The 20,220-nt window shown below is 65.0% G+C and carries 19 protein-coding genes, 1 tRNA gene and 2 pseudogenes; 12 read left to right on the top strand and 10 right to left on the bottom strand.

Features of this window, described 5'->3' with window-relative positions:
• Positions 1 to 10 precede the first annotated feature (10 nt).
• The 5 genes from G6N13_RS23225 to G6N13_RS23205 all read left to right on the top strand — a co-directional run bounded on the left by G6N13_RS23225 (position 11) and on the right by G6N13_RS23205 (position 5,239).
• Entirely contained in the window at positions 11 to 1,237 is a 1,227-nt protein-coding gene (locus G6N13_RS23225) for an acyl-CoA dehydrogenase family protein (RefSeq protein WP_163701064.1), read from the top strand.
• A 1-nt stretch (position 1,238) separates the two neighbouring features.
• The gene (locus G6N13_RS23220; protein WP_163701061.1) at positions 1,239 to 2,342 is read left to right on the top strand and encodes an acyl-CoA dehydrogenase family protein; all 1,104 of its coding nucleotides are present in this window, start codon (positions 1,239 to 1,241) and stop codon (positions 2,340 to 2,342) included.
• A gap of 429 nt (positions 2,343 to 2,771) precedes the next feature.
• Positions 2,772 to 3,365 (top strand): TetR/AcrR family transcriptional regulator, encoded by a 594-nt coding sequence (locus G6N13_RS23215; RefSeq protein WP_163701058.1) that lies wholly within the window; start codon positions 2,772 to 2,774, stop codon positions 3,363 to 3,365.
• A complete protein-coding gene (locus G6N13_RS23210) occupies positions 3,362 to 3,529 on the top strand; it encodes a hypothetical protein (protein ID WP_163701055.1) in 168 nt (55 codons plus the stop codon). Before G6N13_RS23215 ends, G6N13_RS23210 begins: the two co-directional genes overlap by 4 nt.
• Positions 3,530 to 3,562: 33 nt before the next feature.
• Entirely contained in the window at positions 3,563 to 5,239 is a 1,677-nt protein-coding gene (locus G6N13_RS23205) for a beta-N-acetylhexosaminidase (protein WP_163701052.1), read from the top strand.
• Between the two features lie 9 nt (positions 5,240 to 5,248).
• On the opposite strand, the gene G6N13_RS23200 is transcribed toward G6N13_RS23205, so the two are convergent.
• A complete protein-coding gene (locus tag G6N13_RS23200; RefSeq protein WP_163701049.1) occupies positions 5,249 to 6,076 on the bottom strand; it encodes an SDR family NAD(P)-dependent oxidoreductase in 828 nt (275 codons plus the stop codon).
• A gap of 39 nt (positions 6,077 to 6,115) precedes the next feature.
• Positions 6,116 to 6,805 (bottom strand): TetR/AcrR family transcriptional regulator, encoded by a 690-nt coding sequence (locus tag G6N13_RS23195; protein ID WP_163701046.1) that lies wholly within the window; start codon positions 6,803 to 6,805, stop codon positions 6,116 to 6,118.
• A gap of 204 nt (positions 6,806 to 7,009) precedes the next feature.
• On the opposite strand from G6N13_RS23195, the gene G6N13_RS23190 reads away from it, so the two are divergent.
• From G6N13_RS23190 to G6N13_RS23180, 3 genes and pseudogenes are all read left to right on the top strand, one after another.
• The gene (locus G6N13_RS23190) at positions 7,010 to 7,945 is read left to right on the top strand and encodes a TIGR03619 family F420-dependent LLM class oxidoreductase (RefSeq protein ID WP_163701043.1); all 936 of its coding nucleotides are present in this window, start codon (positions 7,010 to 7,012) and stop codon (positions 7,943 to 7,945) included.
• A 64-nt stretch (positions 7,946 to 8,009) separates the two neighbouring features.
• Positions 8,010 to 8,891, top strand: coding sequence for an SDR family NAD(P)-dependent oxidoreductase (locus G6N13_RS23185; protein WP_163701040.1), 882 nt, complete (start codon positions 8,010 to 8,012; stop codon positions 8,889 to 8,891).
• A 70-nt stretch (positions 8,892 to 8,961) separates the two neighbouring features.
• Positions 8,962 to 9,579 (top strand): annotated as a pseudogene (locus G6N13_RS23180) (transposase); the annotation flags it as partial.
• A 376-nt stretch (positions 9,580 to 9,955) separates the two neighbouring features.
• On the opposite strand, the gene G6N13_RS23175 reads toward G6N13_RS23180, so the two are convergent.
• Together G6N13_RS23175 and G6N13_RS23170 are read right to left on the bottom strand one after the other, a co-directional pair.
• Entirely contained in the window at positions 9,956 to 11,122 is a 1,167-nt protein-coding gene (locus G6N13_RS23175) for a steroid 3-ketoacyl-CoA thiolase (RefSeq protein WP_163701037.1), read from the bottom strand.
• 35 nt (positions 11,123 to 11,157) lie between these two features.
• Positions 11,158 to 11,997 (bottom strand): Rossmann-fold NAD(P)-binding domain-containing protein, encoded by an 840-nt coding sequence (locus G6N13_RS23170; RefSeq protein WP_163701035.1) that lies wholly within the window; start codon positions 11,995 to 11,997, stop codon positions 11,158 to 11,160.
• A gap of 242 nt (positions 11,998 to 12,239) precedes the next feature.
• Between G6N13_RS23170 and G6N13_RS25565 the strand changes: the two genes are divergently transcribed.
• The gene (locus G6N13_RS25565; protein WP_235677871.1) at positions 12,240 to 13,151 is read left to right on the top strand and encodes a carbon-nitrogen hydrolase family protein; all 912 of its coding nucleotides are present in this window, start codon (positions 12,240 to 12,242) and stop codon (positions 13,149 to 13,151) included.
• Between the two features lie 280 nt (positions 13,152 to 13,431).
• Here the strand turns inward: G6N13_RS25565 and G6N13_RS23160 are convergent, their stop codons facing one another.
• A complete protein-coding gene (locus G6N13_RS23160; protein WP_163701032.1) occupies positions 13,432 to 13,926 on the bottom strand; it encodes a MarR family winged helix-turn-helix transcriptional regulator in 495 nt (164 codons plus the stop codon).
• Positions 13,927 to 14,078: 152 nt separating this feature from the next.
• Here G6N13_RS23160 and G6N13_RS23155 point away from each other — a divergent pair.
• Together G6N13_RS23155 and G6N13_RS23150 are read left to right on the top strand one after the other, a co-directional pair.
• A pseudogene (locus G6N13_RS23155) lies at positions 14,079 to 14,513 on the top strand (nitroreductase family deazaflavin-dependent oxidoreductase).
• A 365-nt stretch (positions 14,514 to 14,878) separates the two neighbouring features.
• The gene (locus G6N13_RS23150; protein WP_163701029.1) at positions 14,879 to 16,519 is read left to right on the top strand and encodes a DHA2 family efflux MFS transporter permease subunit; all 1,641 of its coding nucleotides are present in this window, start codon (positions 14,879 to 14,881) and stop codon (positions 16,517 to 16,519) included.
• Between the two features lie 35 nt (positions 16,520 to 16,554).
• On the opposite strand, the gene G6N13_RS26300 is transcribed toward G6N13_RS23150, so the two are convergent.
• The 3 genes from G6N13_RS26300 to G6N13_RS23135 form a co-directional block, all read right to left on the bottom strand.
• Positions 16,555 to 16,758, bottom strand: a complete 204-nt coding sequence (locus G6N13_RS26300) for a hypothetical protein (protein WP_407663830.1) — start codon at positions 16,756 to 16,758, stop codon at positions 16,555 to 16,557.
• 155 nt (positions 16,759 to 16,913) lie between these two features.
• Positions 16,914 to 16,987: transfer RNA gene (locus tag G6N13_RS23140), tRNA-Arg, on the bottom strand.
• A gap of 96 nt (positions 16,988 to 17,083) precedes the next feature.
• Positions 17,084 to 17,437 carry a hypothetical protein gene (locus G6N13_RS23135; protein WP_163701026.1) on the bottom strand — a complete coding sequence of 118 codons (354 nt, stop codon included), beginning with the start codon at positions 17,435 to 17,437 and terminating at the stop codon, positions 17,084 to 17,086.
• Positions 17,438 to 17,741: 304 nt separating this feature from the next.
• On the opposite strand from G6N13_RS23135, the gene G6N13_RS23130 reads away from it, so the two are divergent.
• On the top strand, positions 17,742 to 18,950 hold the full coding sequence (locus G6N13_RS23130) for an alpha/beta hydrolase (protein ID WP_163701023.1): 1,209 nt from the start codon (positions 17,742 to 17,744) through the stop codon (positions 18,948 to 18,950).
• 3 nt (positions 18,951 to 18,953) lie between these two features.
• Here G6N13_RS23130 and G6N13_RS23125 read toward each other — a convergent pair whose 3' ends face one another.
• Together G6N13_RS23125 and G6N13_RS23120 are read right to left on the bottom strand one after the other, a co-directional pair.
• The gene (locus G6N13_RS23125; protein ID WP_163702467.1) at positions 18,954 to 19,598 is read right to left on the bottom strand and encodes an SDR family oxidoreductase; all 645 of its coding nucleotides are present in this window, start codon (positions 19,596 to 19,598) and stop codon (positions 18,954 to 18,956) included.
• A gap of 186 nt (positions 19,599 to 19,784) precedes the next feature.
• On the bottom strand, positions 19,785 to 20,012 hold the full coding sequence (locus tag G6N13_RS23120; RefSeq protein WP_407663829.1) for a hypothetical protein: 228 nt from the start codon (positions 20,010 to 20,012) through the stop codon (positions 19,785 to 19,787).
• Positions 20,013 to 20,220: the final 208 nt, after the last annotated feature.

The raw sequence follows: 20,220 nt of genomic DNA, 5'->3' as shown, positions 1-20,220 counted from the left end.
GGACATCGCTATGTATTTGGAATTGTCAGACCGATCAAAGGCGTTACGCACCGAACTGCGTGAGTATTTCGCGGCAATCATCAGCGAGCAGGATCAGCTCGACCTGGTGGACCAAACCGAAGGTGGACCCACGTTCTCCCGGATCCTGCGCCGGATGGGGGCCGACGGCTGGTTGGGCCTGGGCTGGCCCGAGCAGTTCGGTGGGCGTGGCGAAGATCCAGAAGCGCTCTTCGTGTTCTACGACGAGGCCGTCCGCGCCAACGCACCCCTTTCCCTGGTCACCCTGAACACCGTGGCGCCCGCGTTGATGAAGCACGGTACGGCCGCACAAAAGGAGTTCTTCCTCCCGCCAATCCTCGCCGGAGAATTGATCTTCGCGATCGGCTACAGCGAGCCCTCGGCCGGCACCGACCTCGCGGCGCTGAAGACCCGCGGCGACATCGACGGCGACGAGTTGGTGATCAACGGCAACAAGATCTTCACCAGCGCCGGGATCTATGCCGACTGGATTTGGCTGGCGGTCCGCACCGACCAGAATGCCCCGACGCATCAGGGGATCTCGGTGGTCCTCGTGCCGACGAGCTCACCGGGATTCTCGGTGACCGAGATCCACACCGTTGCCGGCATCAGCACCGCGGCAACCTATTACGACGATGTGCGCGTGCCCCTGTCCAATGTGGTCGGCGAAATCAACCGGGGTTGGGGGCTGATCACCAATCAGCTCAACCACGAACGCGTCGCACTGGCTGCGCGCTGCGGCATCGCGTACCACCTCTTCGCCCAGGTCCTGGGGTGGGCGCGCACCGAACCCCACGGTGGGGGAGTCGTCTACGACCAGCCGTGGGTCCGGCAGAAGATGGGCGAGCTCTACGCGTTGCTGTCCGCAACCGATCTGATGAACATGCGGCTGGTTGCCGACGTCGCCAACAACACCCTCGACGGCGGGGATTCTTCGGCGACCAAGGTCTTTGGCACCGAGGCCTCCGTCGTCGCCTACAACGCGATGCAGGAGGTGCTGGGAGCTGCGGGGCAGCTGCGGCACGGCTCGGTGGGTGCCGCCATTGACGGCAGGGTCGAAGCCCTCGGGCGGCGCGCCCAGAACAACACCTTCGGTGGCGGCACCAACGAAGTGATGCGCGAGATCGTCGCCGCCAAGAACCTCGGCATGACCCTGTCACCGCGGCGTCGCGAACCCGCGTCGCCGGCACGCCCCAACGCAACAGCACAAGGAGCCTGACGTGGATTTCGAACTCGATGAACCTGTTCGCGAGCTCGGGCAGCTGGCGAGCACGATCTTCGATGACCGCTCGGGCGTCGAACGTGTCAAGCACGTCGAGTCCACACTCGGCGGGCATGACGCCGAATTGTGGTCGACGCTCGCCGAAACCGGTGTGCTGGGGGCGGCGCTGCCCGAACAGGTCGGCGGCGCCGGGCTGGGCATGCTCGGTCTCGTCACCATCCTGGAGGCGCAGGGCCGTCGCGTGGCCCCCGTTCCGCTGTGGCCCGTCCTGGCCGGGGCGGCGCTACCCATCGCCGAGTTCGGCACTGCCGATCAACGGTCCCGGTGGCTGGACGGTGTGGTGGCCGGCACCACTCTGGTCGCCGGCGCCCCCGGAGCGTCGACGGTTCGGGGCACGCGACACCACGACCGGATCGTCCTCGATGGTCAGCTTCCGCTGGTGTTCGGCGGGGCGGTCGCCGACGCCATCGTGGTTCCGGTGCGCTGCGATGACGAGGAACTCGTCGCGATCGTGCCGACTGAACATCTCACCGTCACCCCGGTGCAGGTGATCAGCCGGGTCAGCGCGGCCGCGGTGACATTCGATGATGTCAGCCTGACCGAGGCCGACCTCCTCGGGGGTGGAAAGGACGTCGGCGCATGGATTCTCGGTCGCTGCCGGACGGCGATCGCGGGCCTGCAGGCAGGCATCTGCCATGAAGCGCTGGCGATGGCCGCGGCGTACACGAGTCAACGCATCCAGTTCGGCCGGCCGTTGTCCACCAACCAGGCCGTGGCCATGCGCGCCGCCGATGCCCATCTCGATACCGTCGCGATCCGGCTCAGCGCCCAACGGGCGGCCTGGTTGATGGATCGTGGCGACGAGCAGGCCGCCGTGAGCGCCGCGTTGGTGGCGAAGTGGTGGGCCTCCCACGGCGGCCTGCGCACCGTGCACGCCACCCAGCACCTGCACGGCGGAATGGGCGCCGATCTCGACTACCCGATCCACCGCTATTTCATCTGGGGGCGCGACGCGGCGTTCTCGCTCGGTGGCGCTGACGCGGTTGCCGCCGAACTCGGGGACCTGCTGCCGTCGGCGCCTGCCATCGGTGCACCGCTGTAGACGGTTCTCGGGTCGGTCATGAGTGAGGGGACCCGCGTTGTGCCTCTGATCCAGTCCACCTGCGGCACAGCTGTTGCGGGCTGTTCTCGCCCCGTGAGGGCCGTGTCGTCAACCGATCCAAGCACCTGTGGGCCAAGGCATCCGAGAGCCGAATTGGCATGCGCACCATATGCCTACATGGCCGCAGGCTGTCACCGGCACGCACGCCATGGTCGCCACATACGCGACTTTCCAGTCGACCACTATCGGTCAACCGTCACGCTGTGCGGTCCTTGGCTCGCTGGACCAGCGTGCAGATGGACAGCGTGAGCCGGTAGGAGGCAAGCAGATGCACCGGCGTCCCCCAAACGTCTTGTCGGAGTGAGAGTTGATTCATGGCCGCGTCCACTTATCTGGACATCGGCGTCCGTTTAGGGTTAGTGTGGTGCCATGACCGGAGCCGACCACAGTGGTGTCGTCAGGCAGCGTCGTCGGCGTCGGGATGCCGAACACAACTCGTCCGTGGTGATGCAGGCCGCACACGAACTGTTTGCAGAGCAAGGGATGTCGACGACCGTCGATCAAGTGGCGGCGCGTGCCGGAGTAGGCCGAGCGACGGTATACCGCTCGTTCCCGACACGCTCCAGCCTGGTGGAGGCGATGAGCGCCGAACGCATCGACTGGATGCTGGCCCGGCTACGCCGGGCGTTGGCCGCCCCGGACATCACCACGGAGTTTCCGGTCTTCGTGCATGAGGTGATGCTTCGTGTGCTCGGCGATCGGGTGCTGGGGGAGGTGGTGGCCCCGCCATTGGAGCCAGGCGCCAACCGCGAGTGGGAGATTGGGGAGCTGATGGCTGCACTGGTCGCACGCGGCCACGCCGCGGGCTGTATCAACGAAGAGATCAGCCACACCGACCTGGGATTGTTGCTGTCCGGACTGGTTCTAGCACTGGTCCACCGATGCGACATTGACCCCGACAGCTGGCACCGGGCGGCCGATCTCGTCGTGATGGCATGTGGGGAAAGCGAACTGAGACCATGAATTCCAGGATCGAGGACGGCCTTGCGGTACTACGGGAGATGATGCCCGAGCAGTTTGACGAGGGTGGCGCCCATCAGGTGGTGGCACGACAGTTCGCGGATGGGCTGCGAGAGCAGAGCCTGGAAAACGTTTTTGGTGGGCTATGGGCCCAGAGCGCAACGTAGCCGTCACAAGTAACTGCAGCTGAGAGTAGCAACATGCCATTGCCCGTCATCCCCCGCCCAGCCGTCATGGAGCTGGCCGATGGCAGCGTGATCGTCGCCGATGGAATGCCGGTCGTCGCGTTAGGGCCGATCCTCGGACCCGTCGCCCAGCGGTTCGCCGCGGATCTGCGGGCCGACACAGGGATCGAGCTCCCGGTCGTGACGGAAGGAATCGCCCCGGGCGGTCCGCCGGCGATCACGCTCGCGATAAGTGAGGGAGGGCTCGCCGGGCTCGCGCCGACCAGCGGGGTGCGCGCAGACGGCCGCTCGGTGACCGAAGATGCTGACGAGCGGCACGCCCTGGAGATCGACGCCGACGGCGTCCGCGTCTGGGGTGCCACGGCCGAAGCCGTCTTCCGTGGCACCACCACCCTGCGACAGCTTCTGGTCGCCCAACTCGAGGGTGGACGCGCAGAACTCCGGGGCGCGCGGATCGCCGACAGCCCCCGTTTCGCGTGGCGCGGGCTCTCACTCGATGTGGCCCGCACCTTCCACTCACCCGAGACCGTGCGGCGCGTGATCGATATGTGCTCGCTCTATAAGCTCAATGTCCTGCACCTGCATCTCACCGACGACCAGGGCTGGCGGGTGGAGGTCCCGAGCCGACCACTGCTGACCGAGGTCGGTGCACGGGGCGCGCTCGGTGATCGCCCCGGTGGCTTCTACCGTTTGCACGAGATCGCCGCACTGGTGGCCTACGCAGCCGAGCGGTTTGTCACGGTCGTGCCGGAGATCGACATGCCGGGCCACGCATCAGCGGCGTTCCACGCCTACCCCGAACTCGGCGGGCTCACACCGATGGGCTCGGGCCCGCTGGAAGCCGAGGGAATCGGCTCGCTGCCAGCGATCAGCAACCTGGATCCCGGTCGGCCTGAGGTGTGGGCGTTCGTCGAGGACGTGCTCGACGCAGTCATTTCTCAGTTCCCGGCCAGCGCCTACGTGCATATCGGCGGCGACGAGGCGTTCGGAATGCCAGACACGGCCCATGCGACGTTCGTCGAGAAGGTCATCGAGCTGGTGCGCGCTCGCGGACGCCTCGCGGTCGGGTGGCAGGAGATCGCGCGGGCCGCGATCGACGGCGATGTCCTCGTCCAGTACTGGATGGATCCTGCCGAGACGGAGAGCATCACGGGCAGCGAGGCGTTCCAGTCGGCCGTGCCGGCGGAGTTCCTACCGATCCTGCTCGAGGCACTCGCTAAATCGACCGAGGACGTGCCCAGGGCGCTGGAGCAGGGCGCGAAGTTGCTCATCTCGCCGACGAACCGCGTGTACCTCGACCGTCCCCACGCGGCACCCTCGGCCGACCCGGCACAGGAGGAGCGGCGTAGGCGCGTAGGGCTGCCGGTTTATCCGCCAGCATCGCTGAGGCAGGGCGTGGAGTGGGATCCGATCGACGCTGCCCTCGGCGTGGACAGCGACGAGCAGGTCGCCGGGGTCGAAGCCGCCGCGTGGGGCGAGACCGTGACCGATCGCGACGACCTCGAATTCCTCCTCATGCCGCGCCTCGCCGGGGTGGGAGAGAAGGCCTGGGCCATCAGTGGTGCCACCGACTGGGACGAGTTCGCACTCCGCCTGGCCCCACACGCCACGGCCTGGGATCGCCGCGGCTGGGAGTGGTTCCGCTCGCAAGAGCTTCCGGCCGCGGTCACTGCACGGCCCGTCTCCGGCTAGCCCGACCGGTCAGCCTGCCTTTGGCCCGGCCGACTTCCCCAGTCCACGCGCCATGAACTTTCCGACCATCGTGACAGCGCGGCGCCGCGACATGAGCCGGGTATTGAGCAAGGTGAAGAACCGGTTCGCGTGACCTGGCATCACCATGTGCTTGCGCCCGATCGCGCGCAGCGCTTCGGTGGCGGCGTCGTTGGGGTCGGCGATCTGCCACTGCGGGTACTTCGAGTACGCATCTCCGTGTGTCCTCATCAATCCCGCCGACATCACCAGCACATCGACACCGGTGCCGCGGGTCTCGAACCACAGCGCTTCACCGAAGAGGGATTGGAATGCCTTGTTCGCCGAGTACGAACCCGTGAACGGAGTGGGCAGCAGGCCGCTGCCCGACGACACGACGACGATCGCCCCCTTCCCCCGTGTGACCATGAGGTTCCCGAAGGGGTGGATAAGGTTGACGTAGGCCCGCGCGTTGATGTCGATCATCGCGTTGTGCACATCCAGCGACATGTCCAGGATCTTTGGCGTGTCCTGCGGGGTGAACATGTGATCGCAGATCAGCACGTCGACATCGATATCGCTGACTGCGTCCAGGATTTCCGGATACACCGACAGGTCGGCGAGATCGGCGGGAATCGCACGCACGTCGACGCCGTACCGCGAGCGCAGCTCGGCGGCCCTGGACTCAAGCTCGTCGGCCAGGACGTCGACCAGGACGAGATTGATCTTGCGGCTGGCGATCTGACGTGCAAAGGCGTAGCCGAGTCCAACCTCCCTCGCGCTGCCGGTGATCAGCGCCCATGAGCCGGCGTACTTGTCAAGCGGATGAGGCTTATTCACGAAACATGGCTCCCTCTTGAATGCCGATGGTGTGTGCCATTACACGCCCGAGGTGGTGCGCCGAGCAGGCTCAGTGCCGCCAGGTGGAACCCGTTCACCGGCCGGTGAGGTGGTCGCGGTGCTGGATACCCCGTTCTCCAGCACCACCGTGGCCTTGGCGAAGCCGTCGAAGAACATGGTCCAGATGGTGTCGGCGAGTGCGGGTGTTGAGTATCGCGGCCGAATGGGCCAGTGGGTGGTCGACCACAACGTGTCGCGCGCTGAGCGGTAGAAGATCTCGGCGGGCACATCGTCGCGGAATGAACCGTCGGCCACCCCCTGGTTCAGCGCCGTCATCCAGAATTCCCGGATCCCGCGGGATGCCTCGTCGACAGGCTCGAGCAGACCGCGTTCACGCAGATAGGCCCGGTCATTCTGGTAGATCGTCGTCGCGTGGGGGTGGCGGTCGATCACATCGAGGGTGGCGCCGATCAGTCCGCGCACCGCGCCCTTGGCGTCGGTGGCCTCCTCGACCGCGGCGCTGAAGGTGTGGTGCACGTCCTCCATGAAGGTCGCCAGGATCTCGGCGACGATCAGGTCCTTGGAGGCGAAGAAGTGATACAGGCTGCCTGAGAAGATGTTGGCTGCATCCCCGATGTCGCGGACGGTGGTGCTGGCCACGCCCTTACGCGCGAACAGCTCGGCAGCGACGGCAAGTATGTCGCTTCGTCGGGTGTGACGTCCACTCATGATCGCCCTCTCCGGCGGCCGCGGATTCGCGCAGCGAAGTTGCTGTATCAACCCGCTGACCCTACGTCCGCTCGGCACGTCCCAGCGTCGGGTTCCCACTGGGCGGCAGGCCCGCACTGCGGCCACCTGCCGATGTGATACTCAGTGGGCTCGGCGTCGCTCGGCGCCTAGCGACGTTTCATCCGGTTCAACGCGAAGGATCCCATGTCGGGTCATCCCCAGATATCACTGCAATTGCGAACTTTCACCGACGACGCCGACCACGACTGGTCGTCGACGCTGGCGCTGGGCCGGGCGATGGATGTCGCTGGCGTGGATCGGGTGGTGGTCTCGGACCATGTCGTGTTCGGGGAGAACCCCGACGCCTATGCCAATCCGGCTGTCGGGGGCATCGCCGGCGGTCGCCAGCCCACCGGACCCGACGGGCAATGGCTCGAACCCCTGACGGTGCTGACCGCGTTGGCCGCTACGACGACTCGGATCCGGCTGGGCACCGCGGTGCTGTTGGCTGCCTTGCGCCGACCGGCGGTGCTGGCCAAGCAGGTCTCTACGTTGGATGTGCTCTCGGGAGGGCGGCTTGACCTGGGTGTGGGAGTGGGGTGGCAACGCGAGGAGTACGAGGCGGCCGGCTTGCCGTTCGAGCGGCGGGGACGCCTGCTCGACCACACCTTGGAGGTGTGTCAGGCGCTGTGGGCCCAGCAGCAGGCGCACTACGACAGCCCGGAGTTGTCGTTTCAGGGAATCCACCTGATGCCCAAGCCGGTTCAGGCCGGCGGGGTGCCCATCTGGGTCAGTGGGACGGTGAACAACGCGGTCGCTCGGCGGTTGAGCCGATTCGGCCGCGGCTGGATCCCGTGGGGCCCGGCGCGCGACGATCTGGCGGGGGCCATCGCCACCATGAAGGACGCGATGGCCGGCTTCGGCGCCGATCCGACGGATTTGCAGGTGCAGGGCAATGCCACCACCATCAACCGCGCCGACGGTTCGGTGGACCTGAAGGCCACGGTCGCCTCCGCGGTGCCTCTGGTGGCCGCCGGGGTGAGCGATGTGCGGGTCACCCTGGCGTTGCCCGGCGACGAGCAGCACGCCGTCGACCTGCTGACCGAACTGGTAGTGGCATTCCGCGCGGCAACCCGTTGACCGGCCGTTCCGTCCAGCGGAAACGCGGTTGTGTGCGGACATGTCACGCGTAGAGTCCGCGGCCATGACCAGCGATAACTCCGAGGCCCCCAGTCGGTGCCACGCCGAGGCCGTCCCCCCAATCGAGGATTGGAACCGTCTGCTCGACGGCCGGGTCGTCGTCGTGACCGGCGGCGGTGACGGTATCGGCGGCGCCATCACGCGGCTGTTCGCCCAACACGGCGCCCGCGTCGAGGTTGCCGAGATCGACCCGGAGCGCGCCGCACGTATCGGCGCGGAGGTGGGCGCGGCCGGTGGCGTGATCGGTACCCATGTGCTCGACGTGACCGACGACGATGACGTCGCACGCTTGGCCGACGCCGTGTTGAACGCCCACGGCCGCGTCGACGTGTTGGTCAACAACGTGGGGGACTACCGCCCGCTGGTGCCGTTCGAACGATCGACTGCGCAGTCGTGGCAGCAGATGTACGACATCAACCTGCGCCACATCTTCGCGGTTACGAGGGCATTCCTGCCAGCGATGATCGACAGTCGCCGCGGCAGCATCGTCAACGTGCATTCGGTGGAGGGCATGCGCGGCTACCCCAAGGACCCGGTGTACGGAGCCATGAAGGCCGCCGCCGCGCATTTCACCACGTGCCTGGCGGTGGATGTGGGGCGCTACGGCATTCGGGTGAACGGCATCGGCAGCGATCTAACCCAGACCCCCCAGGTCGATTACCTCACCGGTTATGAAGACGCCGAACATCTTTGGGCGTCATGGGCGCCGGTGGGCCGGCTGGGCTGGCCCGAGGACCAGGCCAGGGTCGCGTTGTTTCTGGCCTCCGATCAGTCCGCTTACGTCACCGGACACAACGTGCCCGTCGACGGCGGCACCAAGGCCGGCGGGGGTTGGTTGTTCTCGCCGCGGGAGGGCCGTTTCGTCAACCGATCGAGGAACCTGTGAGGCGCACTTTCGTGCGCGAATCGTCCTAGTACCGCTGGAGGCTCCTGACCTCGGCTACGAGGATGGAGTCATGCCGAAGCAACAGTCGCCAGGTAAGCCGACGACGCGCAGGTGCACATCCGATGAGAAGGCGTCTGTAGTGCGGATGGTACGGGCCCTGCGGGCAGGGTTGGCGACCGATCACGGGACGGTGCAGCGGGTCGCCTGTCAACTCGGGTATGGGATCGAGTGGGTCCGTTCCTGGGTTCGCCAGGCTGACGTCGACGACGGCCGTGCTCCCGGGTGTCGACCACGGAGTCACAACGGATCCAGGATCTCGAGCAGGAGAACCGAGAACTCAAGCGTGCCAACGGGATTCTGAAGCCAGCAGCGAGTTTCTTCGGGGCGGAGCTTGACCGCCAACACAAGAAGTCGTCGCCTCTATCGATGGCCAGTCGTGTCTCGCATGCGGACCACGGTAGTCCTCGATGCGATCGAGATGGCCCGCTGGTCGCGGGGAAACATGTTGGGCGGCTTGCGATGTCACTCCGATGCCGGATCGCAGCTCACGTCCCTCCGCTACGGCGAGCCGCTCGCCGAGATCGGCGCGGTGCCTTCCATCGGGACTGTCGGGGACTGCGACAATGCCCTGGCCGAGACCGTCGAGCTGGCCACCCTTGGCTGGGTGCACTGGCACAACACCCCGAGGCAATGCATATGGGCTCGTTGGAATTCAGCGAGGCGGAGCGTGAACGCATCTGCGGGGTGTGACGTGCTGTTCCGACAGTCCTCGACATGTACCTCGATAGACCGGCGGTGCTGACCCCATTCGTCGATGAGACCGAGGCCGATCATCGCCAACCACGGTGTCGATGAGCATGCTTTGCTGGACCTGCTTTTCGGGGCAAGCGCACCTCTTGGGAACTCACCCTTTGACCTGCCCAGGTCCCACGCCGCGGTGACAGCCAGCCGATCAGACGTGCCGTTCGATACTGCCGACCCGGTGTTCACCTTCGGCCACGGACTGCGATACGGACCGCAGTTCTAGGCTGTTGGGTCCGGTGTGCAGCACCCTGTTAGCGAGCTCAGATTCTCTCGATAATCGTCGCGCTGGACAGTGCGCCGCCCGCGCACATCGTGACCAGCGCGGTGCTCTTGTCGGTGCGCTCCATCTCGTGCAACGCCGTCGTCAGCAGACGCGCACCCGTGCTGCCCACCGCGTGCCCGAGAGCGATGGCGCCGCCGTTGACGTTGACTCGCGACATGTCAGCTTGGTATTCCTGCGCCCACGACAGCACCACCGATGCGAACGCCTCATTTATTTCAATCAAGTCGATGTCGCCGATTTTCATACCGGCCCGGTCAAGCACCCGGGCAGTAGCCTGCACCGGACCGTCGAGAAGGTAGTAGGTTTCCGCGCCGACCAGCGCTTGACTGACGATGCGAGCTCGCGGCCGCAGCCCTAGTGCCCCTGCCTTTGCCTCGTCCATGAGCAGAACGGCCGCCGCGCCGTCAGAGATCTGTGACGCCGTGCCCGCCGTGTGGATGCCGCCCTCAACGATTGGCTTCAGCGCCGCCAAACCTTCAAGCGTGGTCTCACGCAGCCCCTGATCGCGGTCGACTAAAAGTCTTTCGGTACTGCTGGGCAATTTGTTCTCGTCGATCGCCGGCGCGTCGATGGGGGAGATCTCCCGATCGAACCGGCGCTCGTCCCAGGCGCGCTTAGCTCGTTGCTGGGAAACAAATCCGAAGTGATCGACCTCCTCACGGGTAAGGCCGCGTCGCCGCGCAATTCGTTCGGCGCCGTCGAACTGGTTGGGTAGATCGATGTCCCATGACGACGCGCGTATCAAGGAACGGTCGTGACCGGCGTTGAGACCCAGCGGGACTCGGCTCATGGCCTCGACACCACAGCCGATTCCGACGTCGATGGCATTGCTGGCGATCAACCCTGCCACAAGATGGTTAGCTTGCTGAGCGCTACCGCATTGACAGTCAACCGTAGTAGCCCCTACCTGTTCCGGCAGCCCCGCAGTCAGCCAGGCCACTCGGGTGATGTTATTGGACTGCTCTCCGAACTGGGTGACACACCCGCCGATGACTTCATCCACCTCGGTGGGATCGATCCCGGCCTTCTCCACGAGCGCTTTCTGCACTGCGCCAAGCAATTCGGTGGCGTGCAGTGCAGAGAGCCAGCCGTTGCGCTTGCCCATGGGGCTGCGGGTGGCCTCAACGATGACAGGGTTGCCCATGATCGGTTCCTCACTCCTCGGATTCGGGTGCTCTGTTAACTCAGGTGCTCGGCATGGTGCTGCATCAGGTCGGCCCGTCGGTCGGCGAGCGAATCCCTATAGCAGAGTGGTTGGATTGCCGGAGTGTTCACGCAGTTGCAGTGATCATTACGATCGTCATCGTCGGCCAATGTCAACCGGCGGCTCGCCGCGGCGACGAGAAGAGCGGATCCGCAGACTCCCGAAGATGACTCTCCGAGAAGGAAAGTCACGGCGGCGGCAACATCGGTTGCGCTTGGTCCGACGCGATGCCCCTCGTCGACCGCAGTGAGCGGGTGGCAAGCGGCTCGGTTGCCCACAGTGACGGAGTTAATCTGCCACCGCGCGGCGGCCTGTTGGCTGGCCGTTGCGCGAACCGGCATCTGAACACCACGTTGAGCCGTCCGGTAGGCGCAACCTGCGTCGGGGAATCGGTCAGGGTGAACGAACGGTAGGTCCAGGAGTTCGCTAGGCGGAACGTGTCCAAGCGCAGCCTCATCATCGGCATTGATGCCAGCTTGATAGGCCTTCGCGCACGCGAGCGCCACGAGAGATCCCCCCGGCGAGAGCCGAGGCGCACAGCGATCGATGCATAGTGCTGCACCGCAAGACGTGCCGTGCAGGACATCCTGTACTGCCACGGAAGCGGGCACGGCAGAGGCATAGACGGCCGAACGTAATTGCCCCAACCGGACGGCAACTGAAGCAAGATGCTCGAAGGATCCGGCGTCGATCCGATCGACTAGAAAGGCCTCCACGGTGTGACCGAGATCGGTTAGTGTCGCGACGGATTCGTTCAACCGAACCGCGTCCGAGTCAGCCAGCGAAACATGCCCAGTTTCGTGCGATGCAGCCACGATGGCTCTATCCAGAGCGCCAGCACCCAAAACGAGCGTCACACCTCGGGCATTCCACGTTCGGAAAACTGATTGAAATCCGCCAAATTCCATGTGCAACATCACCTTGTTGAGATCAGATCGCTCTACCTGCCGCGTCCATACCCGTTCACTGTGGATCGCAGTCAGTTAGTGCTTGGCCGGCTCAACATTGAAGCTCGGACCAACTTGACTGATGCTAGCGGCCTCACTCTGAGTAGTCGGTGCTGTTCTCACTGGCTGAAACGTTGGTCGTCGAGGAACGGACAGAAACCTCCGTACGGCGCTTAGCTCAAGCCGACCGCACCGGCTCACCACTGCGTGTCGTCGGCTCGCGCTTCACCGGGTTGACCACAACCGTCGATATCGCCGGTGCCGTCATGGAGCCGCTGATATCAGCCTGCGCGGCAACGGGTTCCACAGCCTTGGTCGGTGCGCCAGTGCAGTCCTACGGACGTCGCTACGTTGCGACCGTTTTGGTCGACGCCAACGGGCCTATCGTCGTCTACCGCAAGACCCACCTCGGCGCTGACGAGAAGGGATCGTTCTGGTCGGGCCCGGGGCCGCACGCGATCTGCCTCGACGGGTGGCGCATCGGTCTGGGGATATGTCGCGATACCGGGATCGGCAAAAACCTAAGCGGCACAGCGCAACTGGGCGTGGACCTCTACGCCTGGGGCGTAGTTCACCACGATTGGGAGCTCGTCGAACAGGAGCGCCGCGCCCGACACATCGCTGCGATCTGCCGTGCACCGGTGGCCATGGCCAGCTTCGCCGGCTCGACCGGGGAAGGCTTCCTCACCACCGCCGGCCATTCGGCGATCTGGTCAGCAACCTCAACACTCATCGCTCGGGCCGGCAATGGGCCCGCTGAGATCGCCTCCGCCACGCTCCCACGCGTCCCATCCTTACCAACGGAAGAACTCTCCCGACACGCCGGGGCGGATCAGTCGGGCAGTTGGCCGAAATGGCGCGGGGGAGCCGAGGGCAGAGACAGCGGAGACCCGGTGTCACCGCACTCGCTCGTCACACCCCAGGACAAGTCCAATGTCCACTGCTCCCAGTACTCCTTCGACCTAGTGCCACCTAGTGGCCCCCGCCAATACACAGATCGCGCGCCGCGGGACATTCCGTGAGGACGGGTCCACCACCTCGGATTCGACTCTATGACAAAGAGTCTTGATTCTTAAGGGACATACTGGGATCTGTCCACTGTCAGCCCTGCCAGCTACCGTTCTGCGCATTGGCCGGTGTGCAGCCGGTCGGCCATCGGCATTGACTCTGTGTTCGAGCAGATGATCGCGTCGACCGGCGGTGTGTTCTTGGGTTGCGCCGCGCGCGACGGCCGGGACTGGTGCGCCGCCTTCGGCTGGTCAAGTAGCGCGCGCTCGGCCCGGTCGTTGAATTCTGCGTCCGTCAGCTTCGAGGTTCGTCGTGACGCTCGGTCAGATGCGCGCTCATGGTCGTGCGCAGGTCGATGAGGAGATCCTCGAAGCTGCTGAGCAACTCGGGTGTGTAGCGCGACATTGCCTGGTCGAGCTGGTGGGCCAGCGCCGCGAAGAACTCGTCCGCGCGGCTGTGGACCTGCGAACTGCTGCGCAGCGTCACCACCCGCCGGTCGGCACTCTCCCGACTGCGCACGACGTGTCCCGCTTCTTCGAGACGGTTGAGTAGCGACGTTGTGGCGCCCGATGTGAGGCCAATGCGGCTCGCCAGGCGTGCAGGCGAGAGCGGGACACCACGCTCCTCGCCATACACGATCTCCAGCAATGCCTCTGTGTCCGTGGAGTACAACCCGAGCCAGCTCCCGAATAGGCGGCTGAACTGGTTGAAGTTCGAACCGTAGATCCTGAGTTCTTCCATCAGGCGAGCGTGTTGCTCGGCGATGCCCGTGGTGGCCGGATAGTCCATGGCTGTCGATCACCTGCCTTCTTCATGGTCGCGCCGCGATCGTCGCGCGACCTTCACAACCTATCGCCTACCAGCATCCGTCTATATGACGAAGCTACTCGATTAGAAAGGGATTACCCTGTCGGCAACTCGAAGAACGCGCGAGGAGCTTCATGACCGACGAAATCCCCGATACCGCGGCGATCAACGCGTTCAACAAGACCGTCATCGACGAGTTCCGTACCAACGGCGGCAAGGTTGGCGGTCCATTCGCAGGCCAAGACCTGCTCCTGCTCACCACGACGGGCGCCAAGACCGGTCAGCCTCGGTTGGTTCCGCTGTCCTATCTGGTCATTGACTAGACGATGCTGCTCATTGGCTCCCTCGCCGGCGCCGATTATGACCCGGCGTGGGTGCACAACCTGCGGGCCACCCCGCGAGCACACATCGACCTTGGGACGGATTCCTACGAGGTCGTGACACGCGAGCTGCCACCGGCAGAACGGGACGCGGCCTTCCCGAAGGTCGCCGCCATGGAGCCTACCTATGCCGGCTACCAGGAGAAGACCACCCGGCCGATCCCGCTCTTCGAGGTACATCGGGCCTGATCGCCACGAATCGCCACCTCGGTCAGCCGACCAAGCAACTGCCGCGCCAAAGCGCCTGAGTCCGCCTCATCCTCGGCGATGATGTCCCACGCACGTCGGCCTTGGGCCCGGCTGTGTCCGGTCGTCACACACGGGCTTTCTGGGCCGGACCCCGAACGCTTCATGACAGCGTTCTTCATCCGTGGCCGCCCGACGTCAACGGATGAAGAACGGGCTCCCTGCCCAGGAACGCGACACCGACGCTGGGAATCGAAGCGACACCAGATGCGCCCGGCGACAGTCCTCGCTTGGCGGGCTGCATTGACAAACCCCCATTCACGGCGTGTACCTTCATTATCAAATCACTATTTACTGGAGGTATATCCGTGCGCATCTCGACGACTAACCGGCGATGGCTGGGCCTGATCGCGATCGCGCTCGGGGTGGCGCTCATCGTGGTCGACACCACCATCGTGAACGTGATCGTGCCGTCGATCATCGATGACTTGAAGGTCACCTCCGTTCAGTCGCAGTGGATTCAGGAGTCCTATGCGATCGTGTTAGCAGCGCTGCTGCTGTTGGTTGGGCGTGTCGCCGACATCCTCGGGGCACGACGGGTCTTCCTGACCGGTGTGGTGGTATTCGGCGCGTCGAGCCTGCTGGCCGGCCTGGCGTCGACCGGCGACCTGCTGATCGTGGCGCGCTTCGCCCAAGGCGCGGGCGCGGCGATGATCCTGCCCACCTCGCTGTCACTGCTGAACGCCTCCTTCACCGGTAAGGCCCGCGGACAGGCCTTCGCCGTCTGGGGATCGACCATTGGCGCCGCCGCCGCACTCGGACCCCTGCTGGGGGGCTGGCTCTCCGAACACGTGTCGTGGCGGTGGGCGTTCGGCATCAACATTCCGCTGGCGTGTCTCATCTTCGCCGCGTCGCTGGTCTTCCTGGACCGCTCACCCAAGGTCCTAGGACGGGTCGACGTCCTCGGTGCCGTGTTGTCGGTGTTGGGCCTGGGGTTGCTTGCGTTTGGCCTTATCGAGGGCCGAACCTACGGGTGGCTGCAGGTGAAGGAACCCCTGACCATGTTCGGTCTGAACTGGTCAGGGGGTCTTTCGCCGGTCGCGGTGGCGCTAATTCTCGCCGTCGCAGCGCTGGTGGGCTTCGCCGTGCGCCAAACGGTGTTGACCCGAAGCTCTGACCCGGATCGAGCGTTGATGGACGTGCGGCTGTTCTCCATCGGCTCGTTCCGCAACGGCAACATCGCCACCCTGATCATCGGCGTGGGCGAGTTCGGCATCGTCGCCGTGCTACCGCTGTGGCTGCAGTTCACTCTGGATTACAGCGCCGTGCAAGCCGGTCTGGCCCTAGTGCCGATCGCCATCGGAAGCTTCGTCGCCAGCGGTGCCAGTTTCGCGCTGGCCGCCAAGGCCTCCCCGCTGGACCTGGTGCGGCTGGGGCTGCTGCTGGAAGCAATAGGTCTGGCTGGCTTGGCCTTCGTCGCCGCCGTGGATGCTCCGTGGTGGCACCTGGCGGGCGTGCTGTTCTGCTACGGAATCGGTGTCGGATTCGCGACCGCCCAGGTCACCAACGTCGTTCTCAACGACGTGCCCGAGCAGAGCTCGGGCCAAGCGTCCGGCATCCAAAGCGCATTCCGCCAACTGGGCTCCGCCCTCGGCATCGCCGTTCTGACCACCACGTTCTTCAGTACACTCAGCGCGACATTGAAGACCGCGCTCACCGCCCGGGGCACCCCGCCGCAGCCAGCCGATGACCTCACCCACGCCGTCACCGACAGCGCCGGAGCAGCAATTCAAGGGCTCACCGCGCAACCGCAGACACTGTTCGTCGCCGACGCCGCACGGGATGCGATGACCCACAGCATCACTCTTTGCGGCTACATCGCCGCAGGCGTCATCGTGCTCGGACTCATCGCCACGACCTTCATCCGCAGCCAGCCCTCCGCATCAGCATCAGCCCTCGACCACGATCCCGCGCTCGAGCCGACGGACGGACGCCACCGCCAGCCGTAATCCCAACAACAGGCCTTCGCGCCCCCGGACAAGAGCTACACCCCACCGCCCTGGGCATCCGAGGCTCCAACCCCAGACATCAATGACCTTAGGGACTGTCCGAGGGTGGCCACGATGTGGGTGAGCATGCCGCGCACCCCGATGGTGGGGTTGGCCAGGTAGATGATGACGTGCCGCGCTGGGTCCAGGGCGGTGGCTGCGGCGCGGATCGCGACGGTTTTCCCGACAGGGCACGTCACCCTTGCGAGGAGGCCTATGCCACCGGTCCTCGACGCCTGCGCGTTGTCCGCGAGTCGTCTTCACGGCATAACGCGCTGCGGACCGAGTGCGGACTAGCAGATTTCAGCTAACTTATCAGTAATACTAGGTACCACTATCTAGCTGGTAAAAGTTGCGCCCCCGGCAGGAATCGAACCTGCGACCTAGGGATTAGAAGGCCCTTGCTCTATCCGACTGAGCTACGGAGGCAGCGCGTGCATAGTCTAGCGGGGCTGGTTTGCCACAAGGGGCGCGTGTAGCTCTCTGTGAATTGGAATCTTGATGAGCACAGATCCAGGCGAGCGTTCAATAGGCCCCGAAACGGGCCTGTAGCGACTTCTGTAAACGCTGTGCTTCCTTGAGCCTTTCGCGCAGCCGCAACACGGGTTCGGGCGTGCGCTCGGCACCCCAGCCCGCGTCGAGCCGGTTGGACCAGCGGCGCTCAGCAACCGCGATCAAGTCCTCGAGGTCCTCGATTTCGGCCTGCATCAACTCGCCGAACAGCCTCGCCTGAGCTGCATCGTTGGGGTGAAATCCCTGCCCTGTCGTCTTGCGCGGGAATCGCCGGCTCAACGGCACGGCCGTGTGCGTGATGTACGTCGGCTCGGCGCGGGCGGTCAGGGCACCGGCGGAGGCGGGGTACGGCTCTTCGAGAAGCATCGTCAAATCATCTATGGAAATTGCCCGACGTTTCCTGCGAGTCAAGTTGGCAGCCAATCCGCCGCCACCTGTTGTTCACTTTGCCGGCGACACGCTGCCCGGTTGAGCCGCCAGGGAGGTTTTGCCGATTATCTTGACCTCTGGCCTGCGTGAACATCTTCGCGCGCTGTCAGATCCTGAGGATTCCTCAGGTTCGGCCGGAGTTGAGTTAGGGTGTGACGACTGGCACACGCCTGGTCCACGCGCCACTCCGGTGCCGAAGACAGAGGTGTTAGGCAAGCTAAGGACAAGGGAGTCTTCAGCTATGAGCAGCCCGATCGAGCAGGTCACCGCGCGCTGTACGCGGGCGTTCCATACCGGTTCCCTGTTGCTGCGCGGGTCGCCGGCGGCCGCAGGCTGGGTTCTGGGCTGGCTCTCCGCTGAATTCGCCCCACACGTCCTTACCGGCCACGCGCTCTCGGCTGTGCCCTCACCGCTGGAGAAGATCGCCTCCGCCTGGGCCGTCCAGCGTGCCGACACCGTGCTCGACTCCGCTCTGAAAGAAACATTCGGCGAGAACTACACCGCGGCGGTACGTCAACCGCTTGAGGAGTACGCCGCCCGGCGGCCCAACCTGGCCGGCGTTGTCGCCGCCATGCGACACCGTGGCCGGTACGCCAAGAAGACCAGAAACATCTCCTACGGACCTGGCGGCCGCAATCACCTGCTCGACATCTGGCGCCGCCCCGACCTGCCGCAGGGATATCGCGCACCGGTCCTGATCCACGTACCCGGCGGCGGCTGGTCGGTCAACGACAAACGGGGACAGGGCTATCCGTTGATGACCCGGATGTCCGAGCTGGGCTGGATCTGCGTCTCGATCAACTACAGCCGCAGCCCACGCAACGCGTTCCCAGCGCACATCATCGACGTCAAACGGGCCATCGCCTGGGTGCGCGAGAACATCGCCGAGTACGGCGGCGACCCGGAATTCATCGCCATCACCGGTGGCTCGGCTGGCGGGCACCTGTCTTCACTGGCCGCGCTGACCGCGGGGGACCCGACACTGCAGCCGGGCTTCGAGGATGCCGACACCAGCGTGCAGGCCGCCGCGCCGTACTACGGCGTGTATGACCTGACCAACTCCGACAACATGCACCCGCTGATGATGCCCCTGCTTGAACGTGTCGTCGTGCAACGCCGCCTGGCTGACGACCCCAAGCTGTACCGGGACGCCTCGCCCATGCACCGCATCCACCGCAACGCTCCGCCGTTCTTCGTGCTGCACGGTGAAAACGACGCCGTCATTCCGAGCTCGCAGGCGCGCGCCTTCACCGACGCGTTACGAAAGTCCGTTCCCCGCACGGTTTCCTATGCCGAACTGCCCAACGCCCACCATGCCTTCGACACCATCGCCACCCTGCGCTGCCAGCTCGCGGCCGAGGCCGTCGCGAGCTTCCTGGGCATCGTTTACGGCCGGCACGTCGCGGCGGGCAAGCGCAGCAGAAGGGTCGCGGTCGGCTCGGCGAGCTGACGCTTACGTGACCGTCATCAGGTAGTCGGCGCTACCGCGGTAGACAATCGTCGACGGACTCGGGGTCACGGCGGCGTTGACGATCGCGGTGGCGAATTCCTCGGCCGGAACGATGCTCGTCCCGTCGCCGGATACCACCGTCAGGTGGATTCCCGCATGGTCGAACGCGGAACGCATTGCGTAGAGCGCAGTTTCACCCGCTCGCTTGCTGGCCGCAACGCCCGCATATCCCTTCGGCACCGCCTTGTTCGGGTAGAAGTGGGCCTGGTGGCTGGTAACGAACACCATCCGGGCACCCGCCGGCATCAGCGGCATCGCCAGCGACGCGAGTTGGCGCTGGGCATCGCCATTGCGTCGCATCTCAAGGCCGCCCGATGCGTTGAGAATCAACGCATCCAGCCTTCCGAAGTGGCTCGTGACGTATTGCATCATCGCCGCGACCTCAACTTCGTCGGAGATGTCCGCGGCCAGCGCGGTGGCATCGCCCCCGGCGCTGCGGATCGCGTCGATGACCGTGTTGGCGTGGTCCACCTTTTCGCGGTAGTTCACGATGACGTGGGTCTCGGGGGAGGCGAGCTGGCGCGCGACCTCGGCTCCGATGCCTCTCGATGCGCCCGTGATCAAGACGACGCGTGCAGGATGCTGCATGGCGGGTTCCTTCCGTTGCTGCGGCGATACCCACGCTACACGAACTTTAAGAAAAATAAGGTCAACATAAGATAACGCTAAACGATGGTCGGGCACCGACGCGTGCTGACAGCGATTGGTCGCACCGGCGAATTGTCGCCCGCGCCAGATCTGCGCTAAACCGCTGCCGCACGATGCGCCAGGTGGTCACGTCATACAGACATTGGCGAACAACAGCACGGGCCATGACGCGATCGAGCCGAGGAACGACACGACCAGATCGGCACCGTGCAACTGATGTGGGTGCTCGGTGTGCGTCGACGACCACACCAGGCCAACCGCGAGATACGGCACGCCGAGCAGCAACCCGATGCCGATTAACTCGGCGGTACTCAGCTGATAGCTGAGTACTTGTCGAAGCTTCGTCAGCAGCATTGAGGTCCCCTACCGCCCTGCGTGAGGCCAATCGTAAGCACCACGGCCCCCGCCGAGAACGATTTGTGGGCCTTCTTCCACCCTGAGGCGATGCCCGTCCGACTGCGGAAGGCGGCGTGGAACCCGCTGAAGTCGGGCAGCGGAATCGATTGCCGCTGCCAAACCTGACGCTTCGAGGGTTGTACACGCTGCCTGGTATCCACAAGTC

It is taken from the genome of Mycolicibacterium sarraceniae (assembly GCF_010731875.1).
In the GTDB taxonomy this organism is placed as follows: Bacteria; Actinomycetota; Actinomycetes; order Mycobacteriales; family Mycobacteriaceae; genus Mycobacterium; species Mycobacterium sarraceniae.
This window is presented reverse-complemented; position numbering and strand designations above follow the sequence as displayed.